Origin of the sequence: Prevotella sp. (assembly GCF_036570325.1) — a bacterium.
In the GTDB taxonomy this organism is placed as follows: domain Bacteria; phylum Bacteroidota; class Bacteroidia; order Bacteroidales; family Bacteroidaceae; genus Prevotella.
Genome location: NZ_DATCYK010000056.1, coordinates 658,337 through 680,250, shown reverse-complemented (window position 1 = coordinate 680,250; position 21,914 = coordinate 658,337). Strand labels below are relative to the sequence as shown.

Below are 21,914 nucleotides of genomic sequence, written 5' to 3'. Positions count from 1 at the left end.
AATATAATAAAGTTATATGAAACATTTTTTTAGACATATTTTTTTAGCTGCCCTTTTAAGCGTCAGCTATACTGTGATAGCCCAAACTCCTCGGCAAGTGTTGGATAAGGCAGTTCATCTTATTACGTCAAAAGGGGGCGCCACAGCCCAGTTTACTGTTAAAGCCAATAGCCTGAATGCGCGGGGGACAATATATTTAAAGGCGAATAAGTTTTATGCTTCAACTCCACAAGCTGCGGTATGGTTTAATGGAAAAACGCAATGGACTTATATGAAAGGAACAAATGAAGTAAATATTTCCACACCTAATGAGGCTAAGCAGGCGCAGATGAATCCTTATAAGTTTATGACTTTATATAAAAGTGGATACCAGCTAAGCATGAAGAAGGCGCAAGGAAAATATATCGTTCACTTGCTGGCACAAAATAAAAAACGCAGTATTCAGGAATTATATATCACTATAAATCGTAATACCAATAAACTTACCGAGGTGAAAATGAGGCAAGGCGCAGCTTGGACGACGTTATCAATTCATAAAATTGTATCCAATAAGCTGTCTGACTCTATTTTTACTTTCCCTTCTAAAGATTATCCTAAAGCGGAAATCATAGATTTACGGTAATGTGGTAATATGATATTATTCGGTGTGAATATGCCAATATAACTAAAGACATTGTCAAATGATTTTCAAGTTCTTAATCGTTAGCGCTTTCTCTTTCTTAACAAGTGCGTCTATGGTGGCACAAACTAAAACGGTTTCCTTACGTGTTATTGAAACGAGTGATGTTCATGGATGTTTTTTCCCATATGATTTTATCAATAGAAAACCTAAAAAGGGTTCCTTAGCACGTGTCAGCTCTTATGTAAAATCCTTAAGAAAAGAGTATGGGGAAAATGTTATCTTATTAGATAATGGTGATATTTTACAAGGCCAACCTACGTGTTATTACTATAATTATATTAATACGAAGAGTCGTAATGTTGCCTCGGATATTGTAAATTATATGCGGTATGACGTAGAAAACTTTGGCAATCATGATGTAGAGACGGGACATTCGGTATATGATAAATGGGTAAAGGAATTGAATTGTCCGGTTTTAGGTGCTAATATCATTGATAAAAAGACTAATAAGCCTTATGCAAAGCCTTATACCATACTTCGACGTGATGGTGTAAAAATTGCGGTGATAGGACTTTTAACCCCTGCAATTCCCAATTGGTTACCTGAAAATCTTTGGACCGGTCTTTACTTTGAAGATATGGTAAAGAGTGCACGTAAATGGGTGAAGCATGTACGTCGAGTAGAAAAGCCGGATGTTATCATCGGTCTCTTTCATAGTGGTAAAGAAGGTGGAATTGTCACTAAGGATTATGAGGAAGATGCGTCATTACGTGTAGCCAAAGAAGTTCCCGGTTTTGATTTGGTATTATTTGGGCATGACCACACACGATTTAACGGTACGGTGAAGGATGTTAATGGCAAAGACGTCGTGTGTTTAGACCCTGCGAATAATGCTTTGACGGTTGTGGAGGCAAAGATAGACGTCGTATTTGAGAAAGGAAAACGGAAGAAAACAACGGTTACGGGTAGCCTTGTTGATATATCCAATCATCCTATTGATGAAGACTTGGTACGTGCTTTTAAGAGTCGGACTGATGAGGTGTCCCGGTTTGTGAATCAAGAAATAGGAGAATTTAAGAATGCAATCTATTCAAGGGATTGTTTCTTTGGGAGTAGTGCGTTTACAGATTTGATTCAAAATCTGCAATTGCAGATTACCGGAGCCGACATTTCTTTCAATGCTCCTCTCCTATTTAACGCCACTATCAATGCAGGCCCCGTGTTTGTAGCAGATATGTTCAATCTTTACAAGTATGAGAATCAGCTGTACGTAATGAAATTAACCGGAGAAGAAATCAGGAAATATCTTGAAATGAGTTATTCTTTGTGGGTTAACACAATGACTTCCAAGGATGATCATTTGTTGTTGCTTAGCGAAACGACCAAGGGCGATCAGCAGCGTCTTGGCTTTAAGAACTTCTCTTTTAATTTTGATAGTGCTACGGGTATTGATTATACAGTAGACGTAACGAAGCCTAACGGACAAAAAGTAAGTATCTTACGCATGAGTAATGGACTGCCTTTTGATGAACATGCAGTCTATAAAGTAGCTATTAACAGTTACCGAGGTAATGGCGGAGGTGAGTTGCTGACCAAAGGTGCGGGCATTCCTAAAGAAGAATTGGATAAGCGTATTATATGGCGTAGTGAACGTGACCAGCGTTATTACCTGATGAAAGAGATTGAAAAGCAAAAAGTTCTCGACCCGAAGCCCAATCATAATTGGAAGTTTATTCCAGAATCTTGGACCCTTCCTGCTGCAAAACGTGATAGTATAATTCTTTTTGGCAATAAATAGTGAAAGCATATTGGTTTGTTTTCCAAGACTCCAATCTCCTTTTGGAGAAACAGAAAGATGGTTTATCCTATTCTATTCCTTATAGTGAAGAGCCACCTATCGCTATAGATGAGCATTCTAATGTTTTGAATGTCACACCAATGGAAGGAGGTGAAAGTGTAAAAACTTACGCCGTAAATCATTCTGTTGTAACCGGGGTGTATGAAATGTGCGGGCTTCGAGCCTCATTTTATAAGCTCTCAAACGATCTGTATCTAAAAGCGGGAAAATGCCATGAACTTCTTTATTGGGATAAAAACACTCAGTATTGTGGTGTTTGTGGTTCTCCTATGGTGATGCACACAGATATTAGTAAGCGCTGCACCTCGTGTGGTAAAGAGGTTTGGCCTCAGTTGGCCACTGCTATCATCGTTTTAATACACCGTGGAGATGAGGTTTTGCTGGTTCATGCGCGAAACTTTAAATCAAATTTCTATGGGCTGGTGGCCGGTTTCGTTGAGACCGGCGAAACGTTAGAAGAAGCCGTACATCGTGAAGTGATGGAAGAAACGGGCATTGTTATTGATAATCTGCGCTATTTCGGGAGCCAGCCATGGCCCTACCCTTGTGGCCTGATGATTGGGTTCAACGCTGATTACGTGTCAGGGGAAATCCATTTACAGCAAGAAGAACTTTCAAGAGGCAATTGGTTTACGAAAGATAATTTGCCAACGATACCCGAAAAATTGAGTATTGCACGAATGATACTTGATGATTGGTTGGAAAACAGTTAATCTTGTATCTAATAACCGTAAGGTAAATGGTAAAATTAAAGAGCGAGGAATTACTCCTCGCTCTTTAATTTTGGTAATGAGATATGATATTTAACAGCCAAATATCGAATCAGGCAAATAAGTAAGAATGTTGACACTGCGGTCACAGCGATATTGATATTGACACCTACCATCAACCAATAGAGACATCCACCTGCCACACTTGCCATGGCATATATCTCTTTTTGAAAAATAACGGGTTCCTTATTGAGTAGAATGTCTCGTATCACACCACCTGCGGCACCGGTTATACAGCCCATTATGATAGCCACCCACATGGGATGACCACATTGCAGTGTCTTTTGAATACCCGCGATAGTGAACAAAGCCAAGCCGAGTGTATCGAATACAAACCACGCATTATCAAGACGTTTCAATGACTTGGCAAATAGTATTACTAATGCTTGTGCAAAAAAAGTACAGCCTATATAGAGTGCCGAAGTCATCCAAAACGGCGTCACTCCAAGCATGACATCACGGATTGTTCCTCCCCCTATCGCTACAGCGAAGCCACATACAAATCCTCCAAACCAATCGAATTGTTTTGATGCGGCATGTCGAATGCCGGATATTGCAAAGGCTAAGGTTCCTACAAATTCAAGAATTTGCTGAATGGAGTGAACGAAGTCTGGGTCTTGATAAAACATGAGATAATTTGCCTAAGCTCCATTAGGGGTTGACAATATTGACAGGGTGTCCTTCGACGAAAGCTTTTACATTAGAAATGCAAATCTCCATCAAACGTGTTCTGGCTTCCTTGGTGGCCCATGCTATGTGAGGAGTTATGAATGCATTGGGTTGTGCAAACAAAGGATTATCGCTTGCAGGCGGTTCTTTCTCCATTACGTCTGCGCAGTAAGCGCTGAGGTTACCATTTGCCAATGCTTCAGCCACGGCAGTCTCATCAACGATAGGACCACGGGCTGTGTTTACTATGACTGCTCCCTTACGCATTTTGCCCAGCGTCTCTTTATTAATAAGATGTCGGGTGGTTTCTGTTAAGGGACAATGCAGACTTAGAATGTCACTGGCAGATAGCAAACCCTCAAATGTTGTTTTCTGAATGCCTGACGGTAAGTCTGCTGAGTTCTTACTTGTAAAGGCAAACACGTCCATACCAAAATTACGGGCAATGCAAGCTACTTTACAGCCGATATTGCCAAGACCGATAATACCGAGCGTTTTCCCAGCCAACTCATGCACGGGAGTGTCCCAATAGCAGAAGTCCTGATTAGCGCTCCAGCGTCCATTACGTGTTTGCTCTGCGTAATGGTCTACCCTATTATATACATTCAGGATATGCGCAAAGGTCATTTGAGCGACACTATCCGTGCTATATGCCGGAATATTAGTTACAATAATGCCTCTTCGTTTAGCCGCGGCGATGTCTATGGTGTTGTAGCCTGTGGCCAACACTCCTATATATTTAAGGTTAGGCAATTGGGCCATCATTTCATCGGTGATTTTAATTTTATTCACCAAAATAATATCAGCGTCCGAAGCTCGTTCGATAACCTTATCTGCGGGTGTGCGTGGAAATACCACTAATTCACCAAATTCTTTCAATCCTTCCCAAGACAAATCCCCGGGATTGGCGGCAAAGCCGTCTAATTCAACAATCTTCATCATATTTGTTTAATCTTTATATCGGTCGCCCCATAGTTTCAGCATTTGCTGGTATTGCTTTTCTTCCGAAGGCGAATGTTGGGCGTGCCAAATGCGTTGTGTTTTTATTTCGTCGGGCAGATACTGCTGCTCTACGAAGTTGTTAGGATAATCATGGCTATACTTGTAGCCATCATGGTAGCCCAATTGGGCCATTAGTTCTGTGGGAGCATTTCTCAAATGGAGCGGTACTTGAAGATTTCCGGTCCGTTCTACCGTCTGTAACGCTGTGGCAATGCCCATATAGGCAGAGTTGCTCTTAGGGCTTGTCGCCAAATAGACCACAGCTTCCGCCAAGGGGATTCGTCCTTCAGGCCATCCTATCTTGGTTACGGCGTCAAATGCGGCATTGGCTAATAGTAAAGCATTGGGATTGGCCAATCCAATATCTTCTGCGGCACTGATGACTAACCTACGGGCTATGAACTTAGGGTCTTCCCCTCCTTGTATCATTCGTGCCATCCAATAAAGCGCCGCGTCAGGATCGCTTCCTCTTATGCTTTTGATAAAGGCCGAGATAATGTCATAGTGCATTTCGCCGTCTTTATCATAAGCCAATGGATTTTGTTGCAGTCTATTGACTACAATATCATCCGTAATCTCTATATCGTCGGAGCCGGTCGCATCGATGACCAGTTCTAAAATATTCAATAGTTTGCGTGCGTCTCCTCCGCTATATCTAAGAAGCGCATCTGTTTCGCTTAGCGTTATCTTCTTTTCTTTCAGTTCAATATCATGACTGATAGCTCTTTGGAGAAGTGCTAATAGGTCGTCTTTATCCAATGACTTTAAGACATAAAGCTGACAACGTGACAGCAGGGGGCGAATAACCTCGAATGAAGGATTTTCCGTAGTTGCACCAATTAAGGTGACAATGCCTCTCTCCACGGCTCCCAGCAGGGAATCTTGTTGAGATTTGCTGAAACGATGGATTTCATCTATAAATAAAATAGGTGATTGCGAACTGAAGAAACGATTATTTTTAGCACGTTCTATAACCTCACGCACATCTTTTACACCACTGGTCACTGCGCTCAAGGTGTAAAATGGCGTATCCAATTTGTTAGCTATAATCTGTGCTAACGTGGTCTTGCCTACTCCCGGCGGTCCCCAAAGGATAAAAGACGAAATATGGCCGGAATCAATCATTTTTCTCAGTACGGCATTCTTGCCCACCAAATGCTGCTGACCGACGTAATCATCCAATGTCCGAGGACGCATTCTTTCTGCTAAAGGTTCGCTCATAATTGTATTTGCAAAAATAGAAAATATATAATAGATGGGCAAAAAATAGTATAGAAAAGTTTGTGAATATGGGTCAAAGTATATACTTTTGCAGCCAAATGAAATATAGATTGTACGTATGAAAGAACTAAAAGCTTTGACACTCAAAACGTTAAATAAAAGTAATGTATGGGACACTCAGGAAAATGATGTTTTCAGGATGTGGGAAGCTGCCGAAAAGGATATTGATCTGAAGGATAATGTACGGCACTACACCGATATTATTAGGAGCGCCTATGATATTGAGGAAATCAAAATTGATAAACCTGAGATAGTCAAGAAGATTGAGGCCCGTGGCTTTAAGACCGGTATTATTCGCATAGATGACAGCACTAAGATGAAGGTTGGCTTGAAGAAAAAGCCCATCATGCGGGTTACCGACCTTACCTACGAGAATATCCGTCATATTTCCGCATCGAAACTTATAGAGGTTCTTGAGCGAAATTTCGGTGGAGGCTGGGATAGTCTTTCACAAAGTATTCAAGATATTATTGAAAGTGGCTTTGATATTAGCACCACTACATTGCCGGCTAACAGACTTCATAAGCCGGGTGGAATGTATGAGAAGAAAGTCAATGATGGTTTTGAGGTGCTTGAAATTCCCAAAGGTCTATGGATAGAGGCTATCTTCGCAAAGGAAAAACCTGAAGTGGAACGTCCTAGAGTGAGGTTTGAGACGGAGGATGAGTTGGATAATGACGTGCTTGGTAGAGACTTGGAAGAAGAGGAGGACCTGCCCGAAGAGGACGATCATTACAATGATCCTGACGAAGACGATGGTCTTTTCGATGAAGACAAGTTGACCGAAGAAAGTTATCGCACTACGTTTGATGAAAATCCGGACGACTTGAACATGGAGGCCGAGGACGTCAGTGACGAGGACGAATATTAATATTGAGGTCTTGAAAATAGTGTAATCAAAAATAATCATATATGGTAAAGCCAATTCTTTTCTTAGAGAATTGGCTTTACTGTTTATTGTTCTTTGTTGTTATTAGCTTATTTCTAACTTATAATAGTTGCCTTTTGAGGCGCCCAAAGAGGGCTTTTGGCCTTGTAGAAGCAGTGCTTTGAGAGTCTTAAAGGCGGCTAATTCCTTTGCCGGATACATTAACTTTCCGAAAGTGTGGATAGGATTACCTCATTCAAATGAAAATACAGATGTTCATGGAAACATCCGTGAAGAACGTTAGCCATGAATAACGCTCGTCAAGGGAAAGCCAGTTGGAGTAGCAAAGGAAAAAAGTAGGGGAAATCGATAAATGTTAAATACCGTCTGATTTGCCGAAAAAATACAGTACACTGTTTGTAGTGTACTGCACTTTTTCTATATTTGTTAGCAAAAGTGATATGCTAACATAAAATAACAGCCGATTTTGCTGTAAGTATAACATTAGCAATTTAGTAAAGAAATACGATGGAAGCTATTAGATTGAATTGTCATTCAGCCCTTGAAAGTGAAGAAAACGACTGTTATTTTTGGACGGATGGTAAACTTGTTTTTTATGAGCGAAATAATATTCCCTTAAAGAATGCTCATCCTGAAAAGATGAGATGTTGGAGAAATTTTGCTTATGATGACGAACGGGTATTTCTTGAAAATAAACTATTGCGTGGTGTATCTCCTAATGGTTTCACGATATTAAACCATGCTTTTGTCAAAAGCAATAGTCATGTAATCACAGAAAATGGATGTGTGAAAGTCAGTAATGATTCTGTTGTACAAACCTTAGACGATGGTCTATGGTATGGTTCTTCGGAGGTGTCAGCTTATGGCTATATTAAAATTGACAACACGATATGGTATCATGCACATTGGAATGACGGCTTAACCAAATTGACAAGTGTAAATGCAAAGTATTTTATTTCTTTACATGATGGAGTTTTAGGGATGGATAATGAGAAAGTTTATGCCTTTGGAAAAATTGTGGCAGGAGCAACGGCTAAGGATTTTCGGAAAATTGTTGATAGCGTATATTGTGGCTATTACATAAGCAATGGTAAGCTGTTTTTTGAGAACAAAATGATACGAGAGGCTTCTATTGAGATGGTCCATATACCAAACGAGGTTCTAAAAGCCATGCGAAGTATTCGGCTTTTAGTATGTGATAATAGATATTATGCAGGAGAAGTAGAAGTATCTTATGAGAGATTTGAAAAAAGATTGAATAGTTATAAAGAAGTAGCTAACAATCAGCATGTCGACTGAATAAATGGGACGCTGCCAAGTGCTAGTATTTAATCATCATCTCTTTCCTCAAATAATTCGCTAAAATTTTATTGCTTAAAAAATAAAGCGGGCCGAGTAAAAAGATTACCCGGCCCCGCTTATATAATATAACTCTGCATTTAAAATGCAGCAAGTAATTCTTTACTTATTCAAGGCGAGTGAAGTTGCCACGGCGATAGCTACGGTTGCACCAACCATAGGATTGTTACCCATACCGAGGAAGCCCATCATTTCAACGTGAGCAGGAACCGATGATGAACCGGCAAACTGAGCGTCAGAGTGCATACGACCCATAGTGTCGGTCATACCATACGAAGCGGGACCTGCGGCCATGTTATCCGGGTGGAGTGTACGACCGGTACCACCACCTGAAGCAACAGAGAAGTAAGGCTTACCAGCAGCTACACGCTCTTTCTTATAAGTTCCGGCTACAGGGTGCTGGAAGCGTGTTGGGTTAGTTGAGTTACCGGTGATAGATACGTCTACGTTCTCTTTCCAAAGAATGGCTACGCCTTCACGAACGTCATCAGCACCGTAGCACTTTACTTTGGCACGAGGACCGTCTGAGTAAGCTACTTCCTCTACGACGTTAACCTTACCTGTGTAGTAGTCGAACTGAGTCTGAACATAAGTGAAACCATTGATGCGGCTGATAATCATAGCGGCGTCTTTACCTAATCCGTTCAGGATAACACGTAATGGTTTTTGACGAACCTTGTTAGCCATTTCGGCGATTTTGATAGCGCCTTCTGCTGCGGCAAATGACTCATGGCCGGCGAGGAAAGCGAAACATTCGGTTTCTTCACGCAGCAAGCGGGCAGCGAGATTACCATGTCCCAAACCAACTTTACGATCATCGGCCACTGAGCCGGGGATGCAAAAACTCTGCAGACCAATGCCGATAGCCTCTGCTATGTCGGCAGCGCTCTTGGCGCCCTTCTTGATAGCGATGGCTGTACCGCAAACGTAGGCCCATTTAGCATTCTCAAAGCAAATGCGTTGGGTTTCCTCACATTGCAAATAAGGATCAACACCTGCATTCTCGCAAATCTCATTAGCCTCTTCGATACTGTTGATACCGTTCTCTTTCAAAGCGGCGAGGACTTGGTCCATACGGCGCTCTTGGCTTTCAAAACTTACTATTCTAATCATTGTAGTATCTCCTTATTATTCTTTACGTGGATCAATAAATTTGACAGCACCCTGCTCCTCACTTGTACGACCATAACGACCTGTGAATTTCTTAACAGCCTCATTGGCGTCCATGCCATTCTTGATAGCTTCCATCATCTTGCCAAGGTGAACATACTCGTATCCACAGACTTGATTGTCCTTATCAAGGAATTGCTTGGTAATATAGCCTTCGGTGAGCTCGAGGTATCTTGTACCCTTAGCTACTGTTCCGTAAAGTGTACCTGTTTGGCTACGGAGTCCCTTGCCAAGGTCCTCAAGGCCGGCGCCAATAACCAAACCGCCTTCAGAGAAAGCACTCTGGCTACGTCCGTAAACAATCTGAAGGAAGAGTTCGCGCATAGCTGTGTTGATAGCATCGCAAACAAGGTCGGTGTTGAGCGCTTCAAGAATAGTCTTACCCGGAAGTATTTCTGAAGCCATAGCGGCTGAATGGGTCATACCGGTACAACCGATTGTTTCAACCAACGCTTCTTGAATAATACCATCCTTGATGTTAAGAGACAGTTTACATGCTCCTTGCTGGGGAGCACACCAGCCTACACCATGTGTATAACCCGAGATGTCTTTAATCTCTTTTGCTTGAATCCATTTCCCTTCTTCAGGAATTGGAGCAGGACCATGATTAGGACCTTTGGCGACAACACACATGTTGTCTACTTCTTTTGAATAAATCATTTTGTGTATTATTTATGAATAATAAAATAATAGAATAATCAATTTGTCTGCAAATGCTTTGCAAAAGTAAGAAAAACTTGTGTAAAATGCCATAAGCCATGTTTTGTTTTTCTATTATTAACATGATTTTGTACCTATCCCTATTAAGTTTTTCCTATTTTTGCATAGAAATAAATTTATTCAATCACTAATCTCATGATTATGAACCATATTGAAATACCAAAAGTAGAAAAAGTACCTTTTGATTTTACTTCCGCAAATGAGTTGTTCGATAAGAACGGCATTGATTATGTTCCGGTTGACAATGTCAATTGGGCTTCAGATTACCCCTATAAGCCCGAATTCGCGTTTAGAATGGCCCATACCGGTGATAATGTCATTATAGAATATAAAGTCAGGGAAAACAGCGTAGCTTCTGTAGCGGGGAAAGATAACGGAAGAGTATGGGAAGATTCTTGTTGTGAGCTTTTCACCCAACTACCGGGGGAAGATGTTTATTATAATATGGAGTGTAATTGCACCGGAAGGCTGTTGATTGGCTGTGGACCGGTAAGAGAAGGTAGAACTTTGGCGCCCGTAGAAGTGCTTGAAATGGTGAAACGTTGGAGTTCCTTGGGTACTGACGACTTTGAACTTAAGTCGGGAGATGTTTCATGGCAAATGGTTTTGGTCATACCCAAAGAAGCGTGGTTCAAATCATCTATTCAAACTCTTAATGGATTAAGTCTTAAAGCCAATATTTATAAATGTGGCGATAAGTTGGCACAGCCTCATTTTCTTTCATGGAATAAGATTGATATTAAATCTCCTGATTTTCATCGTCCAGATTTCTTTGGCAATGTAGTGATGAAATGATATAAGCGGGCGTTTTATTTTGCAAATTGATACTTTTCTATTACTTTTGCATACTAAAATAGTTGATAAAGCATTATGGCAGTTATAGAAGATTTATCCAAGGAAGAAAAGCGTGGACTGAGCTTTGTAGAGCAGTTGGTAGAAAAAGACCTCGAAGAAGGTAAGAATGGCGGACGAATACAAACTCGTTTTCCGCCGGAACCTAATGGGTATCTGCATATAGGGCATGCCAAAGCCATCTGTATGGACTTCGGTGTTGCGGAAAAGTATCACGGCGTTTGTAATCTAAGGTTTGATGATACGAATCCGAGCAAAGAAAATACAGAGTATGTTGATAATATCTTGAATGATATTAAATGGCTTGGTTTTCAGTGGGGAAACATATATTATGCTTCCGATTATTTTGAAAAGCTTTGGGCTTTTGCCGTTTGGATGATCAAGAAGGGGCTTGCTTACGTAGATGAGCAGACCTCACAGCAAATTGCCGAACAAAAAGGCACCCCTACTGTTCCCGGTATTGCCAGTCCCTACCGAGACAGACCCATAGAAGAGAGCCTTAGGTTGTTTGAGAAGATGAATACTCCGGAAGCCGTAGAAGGAAGCATGGTACTGCGGGCAAAGCTGGATATGGCCAATTCAAATATGCACTTCCGTGATCCGATTATGTATAGAATTATTCAAACTTCGCATCATCGTACCGGCACGAAATGGCATGCCTATCCTATGTATGACTTTGCTCATGGTCAGAGTGATTACTTTGAGGGTGTTACACATAGTATTTGCACATTGGAGTTTGTTCCCCATCGCCCACTCTATGACAAGTTTGTCGATTTCCTGATTGAAATGGAAGGTGCGACCGATGAGGTTGTTGGCTATCGTCCCCGACAGATCGAGTTTAATCGGTTGAACCTTACCTATACTGTCATGAGCAAGCGTAAATTGCATGCTTTGGTAGACATGAAACTTGTTAATGGATGGGATGACCCAAGAATGCCGACCTTGTGTGGTATGCGCAGACGTGGTTATAGTCCGGAAAGTATCAAGAATTTCATAGATTCTATTGGTTATACGAAATTTGATGCGTTGAATGACATCGCTTTGCTGGAGTCTTGTGTACGTGAGGATTTGAATAAAAAGTCATGTCGTGTAAGTGCTGTGCTGGATCCGGTAAAGTTGGTAATTACCAATTATCCGGAGGGACAGATGGAAGAGTTGGAAGCTGTTAATAATCCGGAAAACGAAAATGACGGAACGCATACAATAGAGTTCTCGAGGAATCTTTGGATAGAGCGTGAGGATTTTATGGAAGATGCGCCTAAGAAATTCTTCCGTATGACCCCCGGAAAGGAAGTACGACTGAAGAATGCGTATATTGTTCTTTGCACAGGATGTACAAAAGACAGTGATGGAAATATTATAGAGATTCAGGCTGAGTATGATCCTACCAGTAAGAGTGGCGAGTCCGGAGCTAACAGAAAAGTAAAAGGAACACTCCATTGGGTATCTTCAGACTATTGTCAAGAAGCGGAAGTAAGAGAATATGACCGCCTCTTCACCGTAGAGGATCCTTCTTCTGATGAGCGTGACTTCTTGGAATTACTCAATAAAGATAGTTTTATCGTACGCAAGCACTGTTATGTGGAGAACTATGTTGCGACGAAGAATGTCGGTGAATACTTGCAATTCCAGCGAATTGGATATTTCATGAAGGATCCGGATTCAACGGCTGAACATTTAGTCTTTAACAAGACTGTGGGTTTAAAGGATACATGGGCAAAACTTAGTACTAAATAAACACACAATGGTGGGCCATAGGATATTTCTATGGCCCATTGAATTTTTTTGTCCCAATATTTATCTATAACATTTACCAGTGATGATGTCTATCTTCTCTTCTTTATTAAACAATCTGAATTATTTTACAGTTTGGTTCCTCATGCTTTTGGAAAGCACGGTTATCCCCGTTCCTTCTGAGCTTGTTGTGTCGCCTGCGGCCTACCATGCGGCTGGTGGAAACTTGAATATTTGGCTTGTGATTCTATTTGCGACGATAGGAGCCGATTGTGGAGCTACTATCAATTATATAGCCGGTTATTATTTGGGACGCCCTATTATATATAGGTTTGCCGAAAGTAAATTAGGTAAACTCTGTCTGCTTAATCAGCAGAAGGTAGAGCAAAGTGAACAATATTTCAATAACCATGGCATGTTTGCCACAATCACGGGTAGGTTAATCCCCGGCATTCGCCATCTTATCTCTATCCCGGCCGGCTTAGCTAAAATGCACTATGGCCAATTTATACTTTATACAACAATAGGTGCCGGAATATGGAATTGTATATTGGCCTTTTTAGGATGGTATCTCTACTCTATCGTTCCTGAAGATAAACTTTACCAAACCATTGAGCAATACAGCGAATATATTAAATATGTAGTGCTGGGATTGGTGGTGATAGTTGTAGGTTTCTTCTTGATAAAATATCTATTACGAAAAAATAATAAACACTAACTTTAATTGGAGGAATGATTATGCTACTAACAGAACATGACAAAACACAGATTATCAATCGAGGAATGACCGAGGAACAGGTACTGAATCAATTGGAGCAGTTATCTTCGGGTTTTCCCTATTTGAAACTTAAGGCTGCGGCTACTATTGGGCAGGGTATCTTGTCTATCCAAAATAGTGACAAAGAACATTATCAAAAGATTTGGAGAGACTACAAGAATAGTGGTAAGAATAGAATACTGAAATTTGTTCCGGCAAGCGGTGCGGCCAGTAGAATGTTTAAAGACTTATTTGCTTTTATAGAAGCTGATTATGATGTACCGACTACTGATTATGAAAAAGAATTCTTTGGGAATATCAGCAAGTTTGCTTTGTATGAAGCATTAGACGCCGCTTGTGTAAAGAATACGGGCAAGACTATACAAGAGCTTGTCGCTGCGGGCCTATATAAAGATGTTGTAAAGAACATGTTGCTTCCTATGGGGCTCAACTATGGGCAGTTACCAAAAGGACTGATACTTTTCCATTCTTATGAAGATGGTTCTCGTACGCCTATGGAAGAGCATTTGGTAGAGGCTGCTTTATATGCAAGTGCTAATGGTATGGCAAGTGTACATTTCACCGTTAGCCATGAGCATTTGGATTTGTTCAAGCAGAAAGTGGAAGCTAAGAAAACTTTATTTGAAGGCAAGTTGCATGTAAAGTTTGAAATCTCTTTCTCAGAACAGAAGTCTAATACGGATACAGTTGCCGCTAATATGGATAATACGCCGTTTAGAAATGAAGATGGTTCCCTACTCTTTCGTCCCGGAGGTCATGGCGCGTTGATAGAGAATCTTAATGATATGGACGCCCATGTGGTCTTCATTAAGAATATAGATAATGTAACCCCCGATCGTTTAAAGGCAGACACAGTTGCCTATAAGGAAGTGATTGCCGGAGTCTTGGTGGAAAAGCAAAAGCAGGCTTTTGAGTATTTGAACGTGTTGGATAGTGGTAAATACGATCATGACGTATTGGAAAATATCATAAGGTTCTTACAACAAGATTTATGTTGTTTGAAAGATAATATCAAAGATTTAGGTGATGAGGACTTAGTATGTTATCTTAAAGCAAAACTAAATCGGCCTATGAGAGTATGTGGTGTTGTCAGGAATGTAGGTGAACCGGGTGGCGGCCCCTTCCTTGTATATAATCAAGACGGGACTATCAGCTTGCAAATTCTTGAAAGTAGCCAAATTGATACACACAACGCTGAGTTTATGCAGATGTTTACAGATGGAACTCACTTTAATCCGGTAGATCTTGTTTGCGCAACTCACGATTATAAAGGAAATAAATTCAATCTTCCTGACTATGTAGATAAGTCAACGGGCTTTATCAGTCACAAGAGCAAGAATGGAAAAGAATTAAAGGCGCTTGAGCTTCCCGGTTTGTGGAATGGAGCTATGAGTGATTGGAATACGATATTTGTAGAAGTTCCGCTCAATACATTTAATCCTGTTAAGGTTGTAAATGACTTGTTGAGGGATCAGCACCAATAATAATATGTTACTATGGTAGAGAGATTAAAGTTTACAGATGAAGAATTATTAGAGGTAAAAGAACTGACGTTGTATTTGAAACGTGAGATTGCTGATACATTGTTGCCTGATGATGAGAGCAAACTTTATCGTTATCTTCTCGTTTCAATCAATGAAGGGGGGATGAAACATGATACCTTTGGCTTGAACCCTATTTTACAAGGATTGCGTACTGCTGTAATCGCTGTAGATGAAATAGGTTTAAAGCGTGACGCTGTTCTTTCTATTCTTCTTTATAGCTGTATTGCGAATGATTTCTCTACCATAGATATTGTTAAGCGGGAATTTGGAGACAGTGTTGCTCATATTATTCATGGATTAGTAAGAGTTCAAGAACTTTATAAAAAGAATCCGATTATAGAGAGTGAGAACTTTAGAAATCTCTTAGTCTCGTTCTCAGAGGATATGCGAGTAATTCTTATCATGATAGCTGACCGTGTTAATTTGATGCGGCAGATTCGTGATACGAATCAAGTGGAGGCACAACGTGCCGTGGCAGAAGAAGCCAACTATCTTTATGCTCCATTAGCACATAAGTTAGGGCTTTATAAGATAAAAAGCGAGTTAGAAGATTTGAGCTTGAAGTATTTGGAGCATGACGCTTATTATATGATAAAGGATAAGCTGAATGAAACAAAACAAGCTCGTGACGCTTATATAGAAAGATTTATTTCTCCTGTAGATGAACACCTTAAGTCGCTTGGCTTGAAGTATCACATGAAAGGGAGAACAAAGAGTATTCATTCTATTTGGCAAAAAATGAAGAAGCAGAAATGCAACTTCGAAGGTATATATGATTTATTTGCGATTCGTATTATCATAGACTCGCCTATTGATAAAGAAAAAATGCTATGTTGGCAGGTTTATTCCATTGTGACCGATATGTATCAGCCTAATCCTAAGCGTTTGCGGGATTGGTTAAGTGTACCCAAAAGCAATGGTTATGAGAGTTTGCATATTACGGTGCTGGGGCCTGAAAACAAATGGGTAGAGGTTCAAATTCGTACAGAGCGCATGGATCAGGTAGCGGAGCGTGGTCTTGCTGCGCATTGGCGGTATAAAGGCATAAAGAGTGAAGGCGGTATTGATGAGTGGTTGGCAAATATACGTTCTGCCCTTGAGAATAATGATGACCTTCAGTTGATGGATCAGTTCAAGATGGATCTTTATGAGGATGAGGTCTATGTCTTTACTCCAAAGGGAGATTTGCTCAAGTTTCCTAAGGGAGCAACCATCTTGGATTTTGCTTATCATATCCATTCTAATATTGGTAATACTTGTGTAGGTGGTAAAATAAATGGTAAGGCTGTTTCTTTTAGGGAGGCACTGCATTCCGGTGATACGATAGAAGTGTTAACTCAAGCCAATCAAAAGCCCAAACGAGATTGGCTTAAGATTGTGAAAAGTAGTAAGGCTAAATCTAAAATACGGCTTGCTTTAAAAGAAACGCAGACTAAAGATGGTCTGCTGGCCAAAGAGCTACTTGAGCGTAGATTCAAGAATCGGAAAATAGAAATGTCTGAATCGGTAATGTCTCATTTAATTAAAAAGATGGGCTATAAAGAGAATTCAGATTTCTATAGGGATATTGCGGAAGAAAAACTTGATTCTAATTTGGTAATAGAGCGTTATACAGAGGTTTATAATAATGAACAGAATCAGTCGAATGCGACACGTCCCGCGCCAAGTGCTGACCAATTTGAATATGAGAGTCCACGTGAGAACTTGGCACGTAATGCTGATGATGTACTGATTATTGATAGAAATCTTAAAGGGATAGAATATAAATTAGCCCAGTGTTGTCATCCTATTTATGGAGATCAGGTCTTTGGTTTTGTGACTGTTAATGGTGGTATAACGATTCATCGCATTGATTGCCCAAATGCTCCGGAGTTGCGTAAGCGCTTTGGCTATCGTGTAGTGAAAGCGAAATGGAGTGGTAAGGGAAGTGGTCAATACACCATCACATTGCGTGTTATAGGTATTGATGACATTGGAATCGTGAGTAATATAACCAATATTATCTCACGAGAAGAGAAAATAGAGATGAGGAGTATCAATATAGATAGTAATGATGGTATATTCAAGGGCAATTTGGCAGTGCGGTTGGATGATACCAGCAAATTAGACGCATTAATAAAAAAAATAAGAACAGTTAAAGGAGTGAAGCAGGTTGAGCGTATTTATTAAAGGCGCTACCCTATTCAATTAATTTGTCATTCAATGAAAAAGTACATATTTTATTTGCTATTGTTGTTGTGCAGTTCCAATATTAATGCTGCACAAAATTTTGTTGTAGATTATACTAAGCAAGATAGTGCACTTGTTGTTCGGCTGTTGAAACAAGCAGTTGGTCACAAAGGTCCTACCAATTATGTAATTTATTTCGGTAAGCAGTTGAAGAGCGTACCGTATGTTGCAAAAACACTTGAAATCCATAAGGTAGAACAATTGGTTGTTAATTTAAGGCAGCTTGATTGTACTACTTATGTTGAAACAGTTTTAGCATTAGCACAATGTGCTAAATTGCACAAAACTAAGTTTGAAGATTTTTGTTCTGCGCTAAGAAATATTCGTTATCATGATGGGAATGTTGCCTATACCGCACGAAAACATTATTTTACAGATTGGGTAGCGGCTAATTCAAAACAAGGATTTGTTAAAGAGGTAGGTAAGGGTGCGTTCCCATTTACCACTGTTCAAATAGTTAAGGCTAATTATATGTCTACTCATGTATCCTCCTACCCTATGCTGGTAAACCAACCCGAGAGATTGGCAAAAATAATAGCAGTAGAGAAACAAATATCTGGAACTAAATGTTATTATATCCCCAAGAGGGATATTAGAAATACGCAAGCTTATAGAAGGGCAATCCATGATGGTGATATTATTGCAATAGTTACGAATAAAAAAGGTTTAGATACAAGTCATTTGGGAATTGCCATTTGGCATAAGGATGGTTTGCACATGCTAAATGCCAGCCAAATAAGAGGAAAAGTTGTAGAAGAACCAATGACTCTACGGCACTATATGAGTAAGCATCCTATACAAATAGGAATAAGAATTATCAGACCTCTATAGGCTTTTGTATAAAAAGCTACGGAATAATAACTCTCTGTAGCTAAAAATGAAAGAGCACTTCATAAGCTTTGGGTAAGACCAAAAAAAACTGTACTTTTGCAAGTGAATTAAAATAATAGCAATTAATTAATAAAAATAATGATAACAGTAACTAATCTTGCGATTCAATTTGGAAAGAGAGTCCTTTATAAGGATGTAAATATTAAGTTCACACATGGTAATATTTATGGCGTTATTGGTGCAAATGGTGCAGGAAAATCAACATTGCTCCGTGCTATTAGTGGTGACTTAGAGCCTAATAAAGGTACGGTAGAACTTGGTCCGGGTGAACGACTTTCTGTATTGGAGCAGGATCACTTCAAGTATGATGAGTTTCTAGTAATGGATACTGTCCTTATGGGCCATCAGCCGCTTTGGGAGAATATGCAGGAGCGAGCAGCTCTTTATTCTAAAACAGAAATGACCGAGGCAGATGGTATCCGTGCTGCAGAGTTAGAGGAGAAGTTTGCGGAAATGAATGGCTGGGAAGCGGAAAGCGACGCTGCCCAGCTTCTTCAAAATTTGGGTATCAAAGAAGGACTGCACACCAAGCAGATGAGTGAACTTTCAAATAACGAGAAAGTACGCGTAATGTTGGCCAAAGCTTTATTTGGTAAGCCTGACAATTTGTTGCTTGATGAGCCTACTAATGACTTAGATTTGGATACAGTAGAATGGTTAGAGGACTATCTCGGAAATGTGGAGCAGACAGTACTTGTTGTAAGTCATGACCGTCACTTTTTGGATGCGGTTAGTACTCAAACCGTAGACATAGACTTTGGTAAAGTGACGATATTCTCCGGTAACTATTCATTTTGGTATGAAAGTTCCCAATTAGCTTTACGCCAAGCTCAAAATCAACGTCAAAAAGCTGAAGAGAAAAAGAAAGAGTTGGAAGAATTTATTCGTCGTTTCTCTGCAAATGTGGCAAAGAGTCGTCAAACTACATCTCGTAAAAAGATGCTGGAGAAGTTGAATGTAGAAGAAATCCGTCCTTCAAGTAGAAAGTATCCGGGTATTATCTTCCAAATGGATCGTGAACCGGGCAATCAAATTCTTGAGGTAAATGATCTGAAGGCTGTAGACGCAGACGGAACAGTTTTGTTTGACCATGTAAGTTTCAATATAGAAAAGGGACAAAAGGTTGTTTTTTTAAGCCATAACCCTAAGGCAATGACTGCCCTCTTTGAAATAATCAATGGAAATCGTGAGGCTGATGGCGGTGATTTCAAATGGGGCGTAACCATTACGACAGCTTATCTTCCTTTAGATAATACGAAGTTTTTTGAGACAGATAAGAATCTTGTGGAATGGCTCAGCCAATATGGAGTTGGTAATGAAGTCTTGATGAAAGGTTTCTTAGGCAGAATGCTTTTTAAGCAAGAAGAGGTTGAGAAGAAAGTTAATGTACTTTCCGGAGGAGAGAAAATGCGTTGTATGATAGCTCGTATGCAGTTGCAAAATGCGAATTGTTTGATTCTTGATACCCCTACCAATCATCTTGATTTGGAGAGTATTCAAGCATTTAATAATAATTTGAGCACATTTAAGGGAAATATTCTTTTTGCGAGTCATGACCATGAATTTATTGAAACCGTGGCAGATAGAATCATAGAATTAACTCCTAAAGGCACAATTGATAAATTGATGAGCTATGATGAGTATATCTATGACAGCGGCATAAGAGAATTAAAAGAAAAGATGTATTGAAATAATAAGAATCCCTTCAAATAATGAGGGGATTTTTATTGGCACAATATTTGTTAGAGCTATATAAAAAATGATTATTATGACAGCAGAAAAGAATATAATTAATGATGATGAGCTGCAGAACGATTCTCAACAGCAGGATTTAGAAGGACAGGAAACTTATAATTCTGAAGATACTTCTGTGAAGGCAGATAATAAAGATGAAGCTGTTGAGGATACATCGGATTCTTCAAAGAGCGAGTTGGTAGTGTTGCAAGAAGAAAATGCCCAGCTCAAAGATCAGTTATTAAGGAAAATCGCGGAGTTTGATAATTATCGCAAACGCACTGTAAAAGAAAAGACTGAGCTTATATTGAATGGTGGAGAAAAGGCCATTTGTTCAATATTGCCCATCTTAGATGATTTTGAGCGGGCCCTATCCGATAAAAGCGATGACCCAAATGCTATACGTGAAGGTGTCGAAATGATCTTTAATAAGTTTAATAAGGCTTTAGAGAGCTTGGGGGTTAAGAAAATCGACACAGAAGGTGTAGACTTTAATGTAGATTATCATGAGGCTATAGCGATGGTTCCCGGCATGGGCGATGATAAAAAAGGCAAAGTAATTGATTGTGTACAAAGTGGATATACAATGAATGACAAAGTCATCAGACATGCTAAAGTTGCTGTTGGTCAATAATATATAGTAAGAAGATTTTATGGCAAAGCGTGATTATTATGAAGTCTTAGGAGTCGATAAAACTGCGTCTGATGATGAAATAAAGAAAGCTTATCGGAAAATAGCAATAAAATACCATCCTGACCGCAATCCTGACGATAAGGAAGCTGAAGAAAAGTTTAAAGAAGCGGCTGAGGCATACGATGTTCTTCACGATCCTCAAAAGCGGCAACAATACGATCAGTTTGGCTTCAATGGTCCACAGAATGGAGGCTTCGGAGGCTTTAGTGGCGGAGGAATGGACATGGATGATATATTCTCTATGTTTGGAGATATATTTGGTGGCCATTCCGGGTTTTCAGGATTTGGAGGCTTCTCCGGAGGTGGCCAGCGTCAGCAATATCGGGGAAATGATTTAAGGTTGAAGGTAAAGTTATCGCTTCTTGAGATTTCTACCGGCGTCACTAAAAAATTTAAAGTTCGTAAAGATGTTGTTTGTGACCATTGCCATGGTAGCGGCGCAGAGGCAGGAAGTGGTAGTGAAACTTGCTCAACATGTCAAGGACGAGGTGTTGTCGTGCGTTCAGTTCGTACAATGCTTGGTATGATGCAAACCCAAACAGAATGTCCTACTTGTCATGGTGAAGGTTCTGTTATCAAAAACAAATGTAAGGTTTGTGGTGGAAATGGCGTAGTAAAAGGCGAAGAGGTTGTTGAAATCAATATTCCGGCTGGCGTTGCTGAAGGCATGGTTGTCAATGTGCCGGGTAAAGGTAATGCCGGCCCTCATAATGGAGTCAATGGCAATATTCAGGTGTTGATAGAAGAAGAGCCAAATGATTTATTTGTTAGAGACGGACAGGATGTTATTTATAATTTATTACTTGACTTCCCTACTGCTACATTAGGTGGTGATATTGATATTCCCACTATTACCGGTAGTAAAGTGAGAATAAAGATAGAACCGGGAACACAACCGGGAAAAACTTTACGCCTGCGTAACAAGGGATTACCTGCTGTTCAGGGCTATGGTTCTGGTACGGGAGATTTAGTCGTAAACATCAGTGTTTTCGTTCCCAAAACATTGACTAAGGAAGAAAAGAAATCTATAGAAAGTTTCAAGAATAGTGATAATTTTAAAGGAGATTCTGTAACTCGTAAAACAATTTTCGAGAAGTTTAAGAATTACTTTAATTGAT

19 protein-coding genes are annotated in these 21,914 nt (G+C 40.0%); 14 read left to right on the top strand and 5 right to left on the bottom strand.

What is annotated here, in order from left to right; all coding sequences use genetic code 11:
• Positions 1-16: 16 nt before the first annotated feature.
• From VIR50_RS07020 to nudC, 3 genes are all read left to right on the top strand, one after another.
• The gene (locus tag VIR50_RS07020) at positions 17-622 is read left to right on the top strand and encodes a LolA-like putative outer membrane lipoprotein chaperone (RefSeq protein ID WP_331934418.1); all 606 of its coding nucleotides are present in this window, start codon (positions 17-19) and stop codon (positions 620-622) included.
• Positions 623-734: 112 nt separating this feature from the next.
• The gene (locus tag VIR50_RS07015) at positions 735-2,420 is read left to right on the top strand and encodes a bifunctional metallophosphatase/5'-nucleotidase (RefSeq protein WP_331934536.1); all 1,686 of its coding nucleotides are present in this window, start codon (positions 735-737) and stop codon (positions 2,418-2,420) included.
• Positions 2,420-3,193 (top strand): NAD(+) diphosphatase, encoded by a 774-nt coding sequence (nudC, locus tag VIR50_RS07010; protein WP_331934417.1) that lies wholly within the window; start codon positions 2,420-2,422, stop codon positions 3,191-3,193. Before VIR50_RS07015 ends, nudC begins: the two co-directional genes overlap by 1 nt.
• Positions 3,194-3,243: 50 nt before the next feature.
• Here the strand turns inward: nudC and VIR50_RS07005 are convergent, their stop codons facing one another.
• Genes VIR50_RS07005 through VIR50_RS06995 form a run of 3 tightly spaced genes read right to left on the bottom strand, consistent with a single transcriptional unit; the run spans position 3,244 to position 6,142 of the window.
• Positions 3,244-3,879 (bottom strand): trimeric intracellular cation channel family protein, encoded by a 636-nt coding sequence (locus VIR50_RS07005; RefSeq protein WP_331934416.1) that lies wholly within the window; start codon positions 3,877-3,879, stop codon positions 3,244-3,246.
• A gap of 22 nt (positions 3,880-3,901) precedes the next feature.
• Positions 3,902-4,858 (bottom strand): D-2-hydroxyacid dehydrogenase, encoded by a 957-nt coding sequence (locus VIR50_RS07000; RefSeq protein WP_331934535.1) that lies wholly within the window; start codon positions 4,856-4,858, stop codon positions 3,902-3,904.
• A gap of 9 nt (positions 4,859-4,867) precedes the next feature.
• A complete protein-coding gene (locus VIR50_RS06995) occupies positions 4,868-6,142 on the bottom strand; it encodes a replication-associated recombination protein A (RefSeq protein WP_331934415.1) in 1,275 nt (424 codons plus the stop codon).
• A 118-nt stretch (positions 6,143-6,260) separates the two neighbouring features.
• Here VIR50_RS06995 and VIR50_RS06990 point away from each other — a divergent pair, with 118 nt between their 5' ends.
• Complete coding sequence (locus VIR50_RS06990) at positions 6,261-7,073, top strand: hypothetical protein (protein WP_331934414.1); 813 nt, start codon at positions 6,261-6,263, stop codon at positions 7,071-7,073.
• 525 nt (positions 7,074-7,598) lie between these two features.
• Positions 7,599-8,390, top strand: coding sequence for a DKNYY domain-containing protein (locus VIR50_RS06985; protein ID WP_331934413.1), 792 nt, complete (start codon positions 7,599-7,601; stop codon positions 8,388-8,390).
• 162 nt (positions 8,391-8,552) lie between these two features.
• Here the strand turns inward: VIR50_RS06985 and VIR50_RS06980 are convergent, their stop codons facing one another.
• Together VIR50_RS06980 and VIR50_RS06975 are read right to left on the bottom strand one after the other, a co-directional pair.
• Positions 8,553-9,563, bottom strand: coding sequence for a GGGtGRT protein (locus tag VIR50_RS06980; protein ID WP_331934412.1), 1,011 nt, complete (start codon positions 9,561-9,563; stop codon positions 8,553-8,555).
• Positions 9,564-9,578: 15 nt separating this feature from the next.
• Positions 9,579-10,280: an iron-sulfur cluster assembly scaffold protein gene (locus tag VIR50_RS06975; RefSeq protein WP_331934411.1), complete on the bottom strand. Its 702-nt coding sequence runs from the start codon at positions 10,278-10,280 to the stop codon at positions 9,579-9,581.
• A gap of 201 nt (positions 10,281-10,481) precedes the next feature.
• Here VIR50_RS06975 and VIR50_RS06970 point away from each other — a divergent pair, with 201 nt between their 5' ends.
• The 9 genes from VIR50_RS06970 (at position 10,482) to dnaJ (ending at position 21,913) form a co-directional block, all read left to right on the top strand.
• Positions 10,482-11,135 (top strand): carbohydrate-binding family 9-like protein, encoded by a 654-nt coding sequence (locus VIR50_RS06970; protein ID WP_331934410.1) that lies wholly within the window; start codon positions 10,482-10,484, stop codon positions 11,133-11,135.
• A 75-nt stretch (positions 11,136-11,210) separates the two neighbouring features.
• On the top strand, positions 11,211-12,929 hold the full coding sequence (locus tag VIR50_RS06965; RefSeq protein ID WP_331934409.1) for a glutamine--tRNA ligase/YqeY domain fusion protein: 1,719 nt from the start codon (positions 11,211-11,213) through the stop codon (positions 12,927-12,929).
• Between the two features lie 85 nt (positions 12,930-13,014).
• Positions 13,015-13,644, top strand: coding sequence for a DedA family protein (locus VIR50_RS06960; RefSeq protein ID WP_331934534.1), 630 nt, complete (start codon positions 13,015-13,017; stop codon positions 13,642-13,644).
• A 20-nt stretch (positions 13,645-13,664) separates the two neighbouring features.
• On the top strand, positions 13,665-15,188 hold the full coding sequence (locus tag VIR50_RS06955; protein ID WP_331934408.1) for a DUF4301 family protein: 1,524 nt from the start codon (positions 13,665-13,667) through the stop codon (positions 15,186-15,188).
• Positions 15,189-15,200: 12 nt separating this feature from the next.
• The gene (locus VIR50_RS06950; RefSeq protein ID WP_331934407.1) at positions 15,201-17,417 is read left to right on the top strand and encodes a RelA/SpoT family protein; all 2,217 of its coding nucleotides are present in this window, start codon (positions 15,201-15,203) and stop codon (positions 17,415-17,417) included.
• Positions 17,418-17,450: 33 nt separating this feature from the next.
• On the top strand, positions 17,451-18,308 hold the full coding sequence (locus tag VIR50_RS06945) for an N-acetylmuramoyl-L-alanine amidase-like domain-containing protein (protein WP_331934406.1): 858 nt from the start codon (positions 17,451-17,453) through the stop codon (positions 18,306-18,308).
• A gap of 138 nt (positions 18,309-18,446) precedes the next feature.
• Positions 18,447-20,057: an ABC-F family ATP-binding cassette domain-containing protein gene (locus VIR50_RS06940; protein ID WP_331934405.1), complete on the top strand. Its 1,611-nt coding sequence runs from the start codon at positions 18,447-18,449 to the stop codon at positions 20,055-20,057.
• Positions 20,058-20,136: 79 nt separating this feature from the next.
• Positions 20,137-20,736, top strand: coding sequence for a nucleotide exchange factor GrpE (locus tag VIR50_RS06935; protein ID WP_331934404.1), 600 nt, complete (start codon positions 20,137-20,139; stop codon positions 20,734-20,736).
• 19 nt (positions 20,737-20,755) lie between these two features.
• Entirely contained in the window at positions 20,756-21,913 is a 1,158-nt protein-coding gene (gene dnaJ / locus VIR50_RS06930) for a molecular chaperone DnaJ (RefSeq protein ID WP_331934403.1), read from the top strand.
• Position 21,914: the final 1 nt, after the last annotated feature.

Bases quoted from the DNA above. Each gene is read 5' to 3' on its own strand.
- VIR50_RS07020 (WP_331934418.1), top strand. From the start codon at position 17: ATGAAACATTTTTTTAGACATATTTTTTTAGCTGCCCTTTTAAGCGTC.
- VIR50_RS07015 (WP_331934536.1), top strand. From the start codon at position 735: ATGGTGGCACAAACTAAAACGGTTTCCTTACGTGTTATTGAAACGAGT.
- VIR50_RS07005 (WP_331934416.1), bottom strand. From the start codon at position 3,879: ATGTTTTATCAAGACCCAGACTTCGTTCACTCCATTCAGCAAATTCTT.
- VIR50_RS07000 (WP_331934535.1), bottom strand. From the start codon at position 4,858: ATGAAGATTGTTGAATTAGACGGCTTTGCCGCCAATCCCGGGGATTTG.
- VIR50_RS06995 (WP_331934415.1), bottom strand. From the start codon at position 6,142: ATGAGCGAACCTTTAGCAGAAAGAATGCGTCCTCGGACATTGGATGAT.
- VIR50_RS06990 (WP_331934414.1), top strand. From the start codon at position 6,261: ATGAAAGAACTAAAAGCTTTGACACTCAAAACGTTAAATAAAAGTAAT.
- VIR50_RS06985 (WP_331934413.1), top strand. From the start codon at position 7,599: ATGGAAGCTATTAGATTGAATTGTCATTCAGCCCTTGAAAGTGAAGAA.
- VIR50_RS06980 (WP_331934412.1), bottom strand. From the start codon at position 9,563: ATGATTAGAATAGTAAGTTTTGAAAGCCAAGAGCGCCGTATGGACCAA.
- VIR50_RS06975 (WP_331934411.1), bottom strand. From the start codon at position 10,280: ATGATTTATTCAAAAGAAGTAGACAACATGTGTGTTGTCGCCAAAGGT.
- VIR50_RS06970 (WP_331934410.1), top strand. From the start codon at position 10,482: ATGAACCATATTGAAATACCAAAAGTAGAAAAAGTACCTTTTGATTTT.
- VIR50_RS06965 (WP_331934409.1), top strand. From the start codon at position 11,211: ATGGCAGTTATAGAAGATTTATCCAAGGAAGAAAAGCGTGGACTGAGC.
- VIR50_RS06960 (WP_331934534.1), top strand. From the start codon at position 13,015: ATGTCTATCTTCTCTTCTTTATTAAACAATCTGAATTATTTTACAGTT.
- VIR50_RS06955 (WP_331934408.1), top strand. From the start codon at position 13,665: ATGCTACTAACAGAACATGACAAAACACAGATTATCAATCGAGGAATG.
- VIR50_RS06950 (WP_331934407.1), top strand. From the start codon at position 15,201: ATGGTAGAGAGATTAAAGTTTACAGATGAAGAATTATTAGAGGTAAAA.
- VIR50_RS06945 (WP_331934406.1), top strand. From the start codon at position 17,451: ATGAAAAAGTACATATTTTATTTGCTATTGTTGTTGTGCAGTTCCAAT.
- VIR50_RS06940 (WP_331934405.1), top strand. From the start codon at position 18,447: ATGATAACAGTAACTAATCTTGCGATTCAATTTGGAAAGAGAGTCCTT.
- VIR50_RS06935 (WP_331934404.1), top strand. From the start codon at position 20,137: ATGACAGCAGAAAAGAATATAATTAATGATGATGAGCTGCAGAACGAT.
- dnaJ (WP_331934403.1), top strand. From the start codon at position 20,756: ATGGCAAAGCGTGATTATTATGAAGTCTTAGGAGTCGATAAAACTGCG.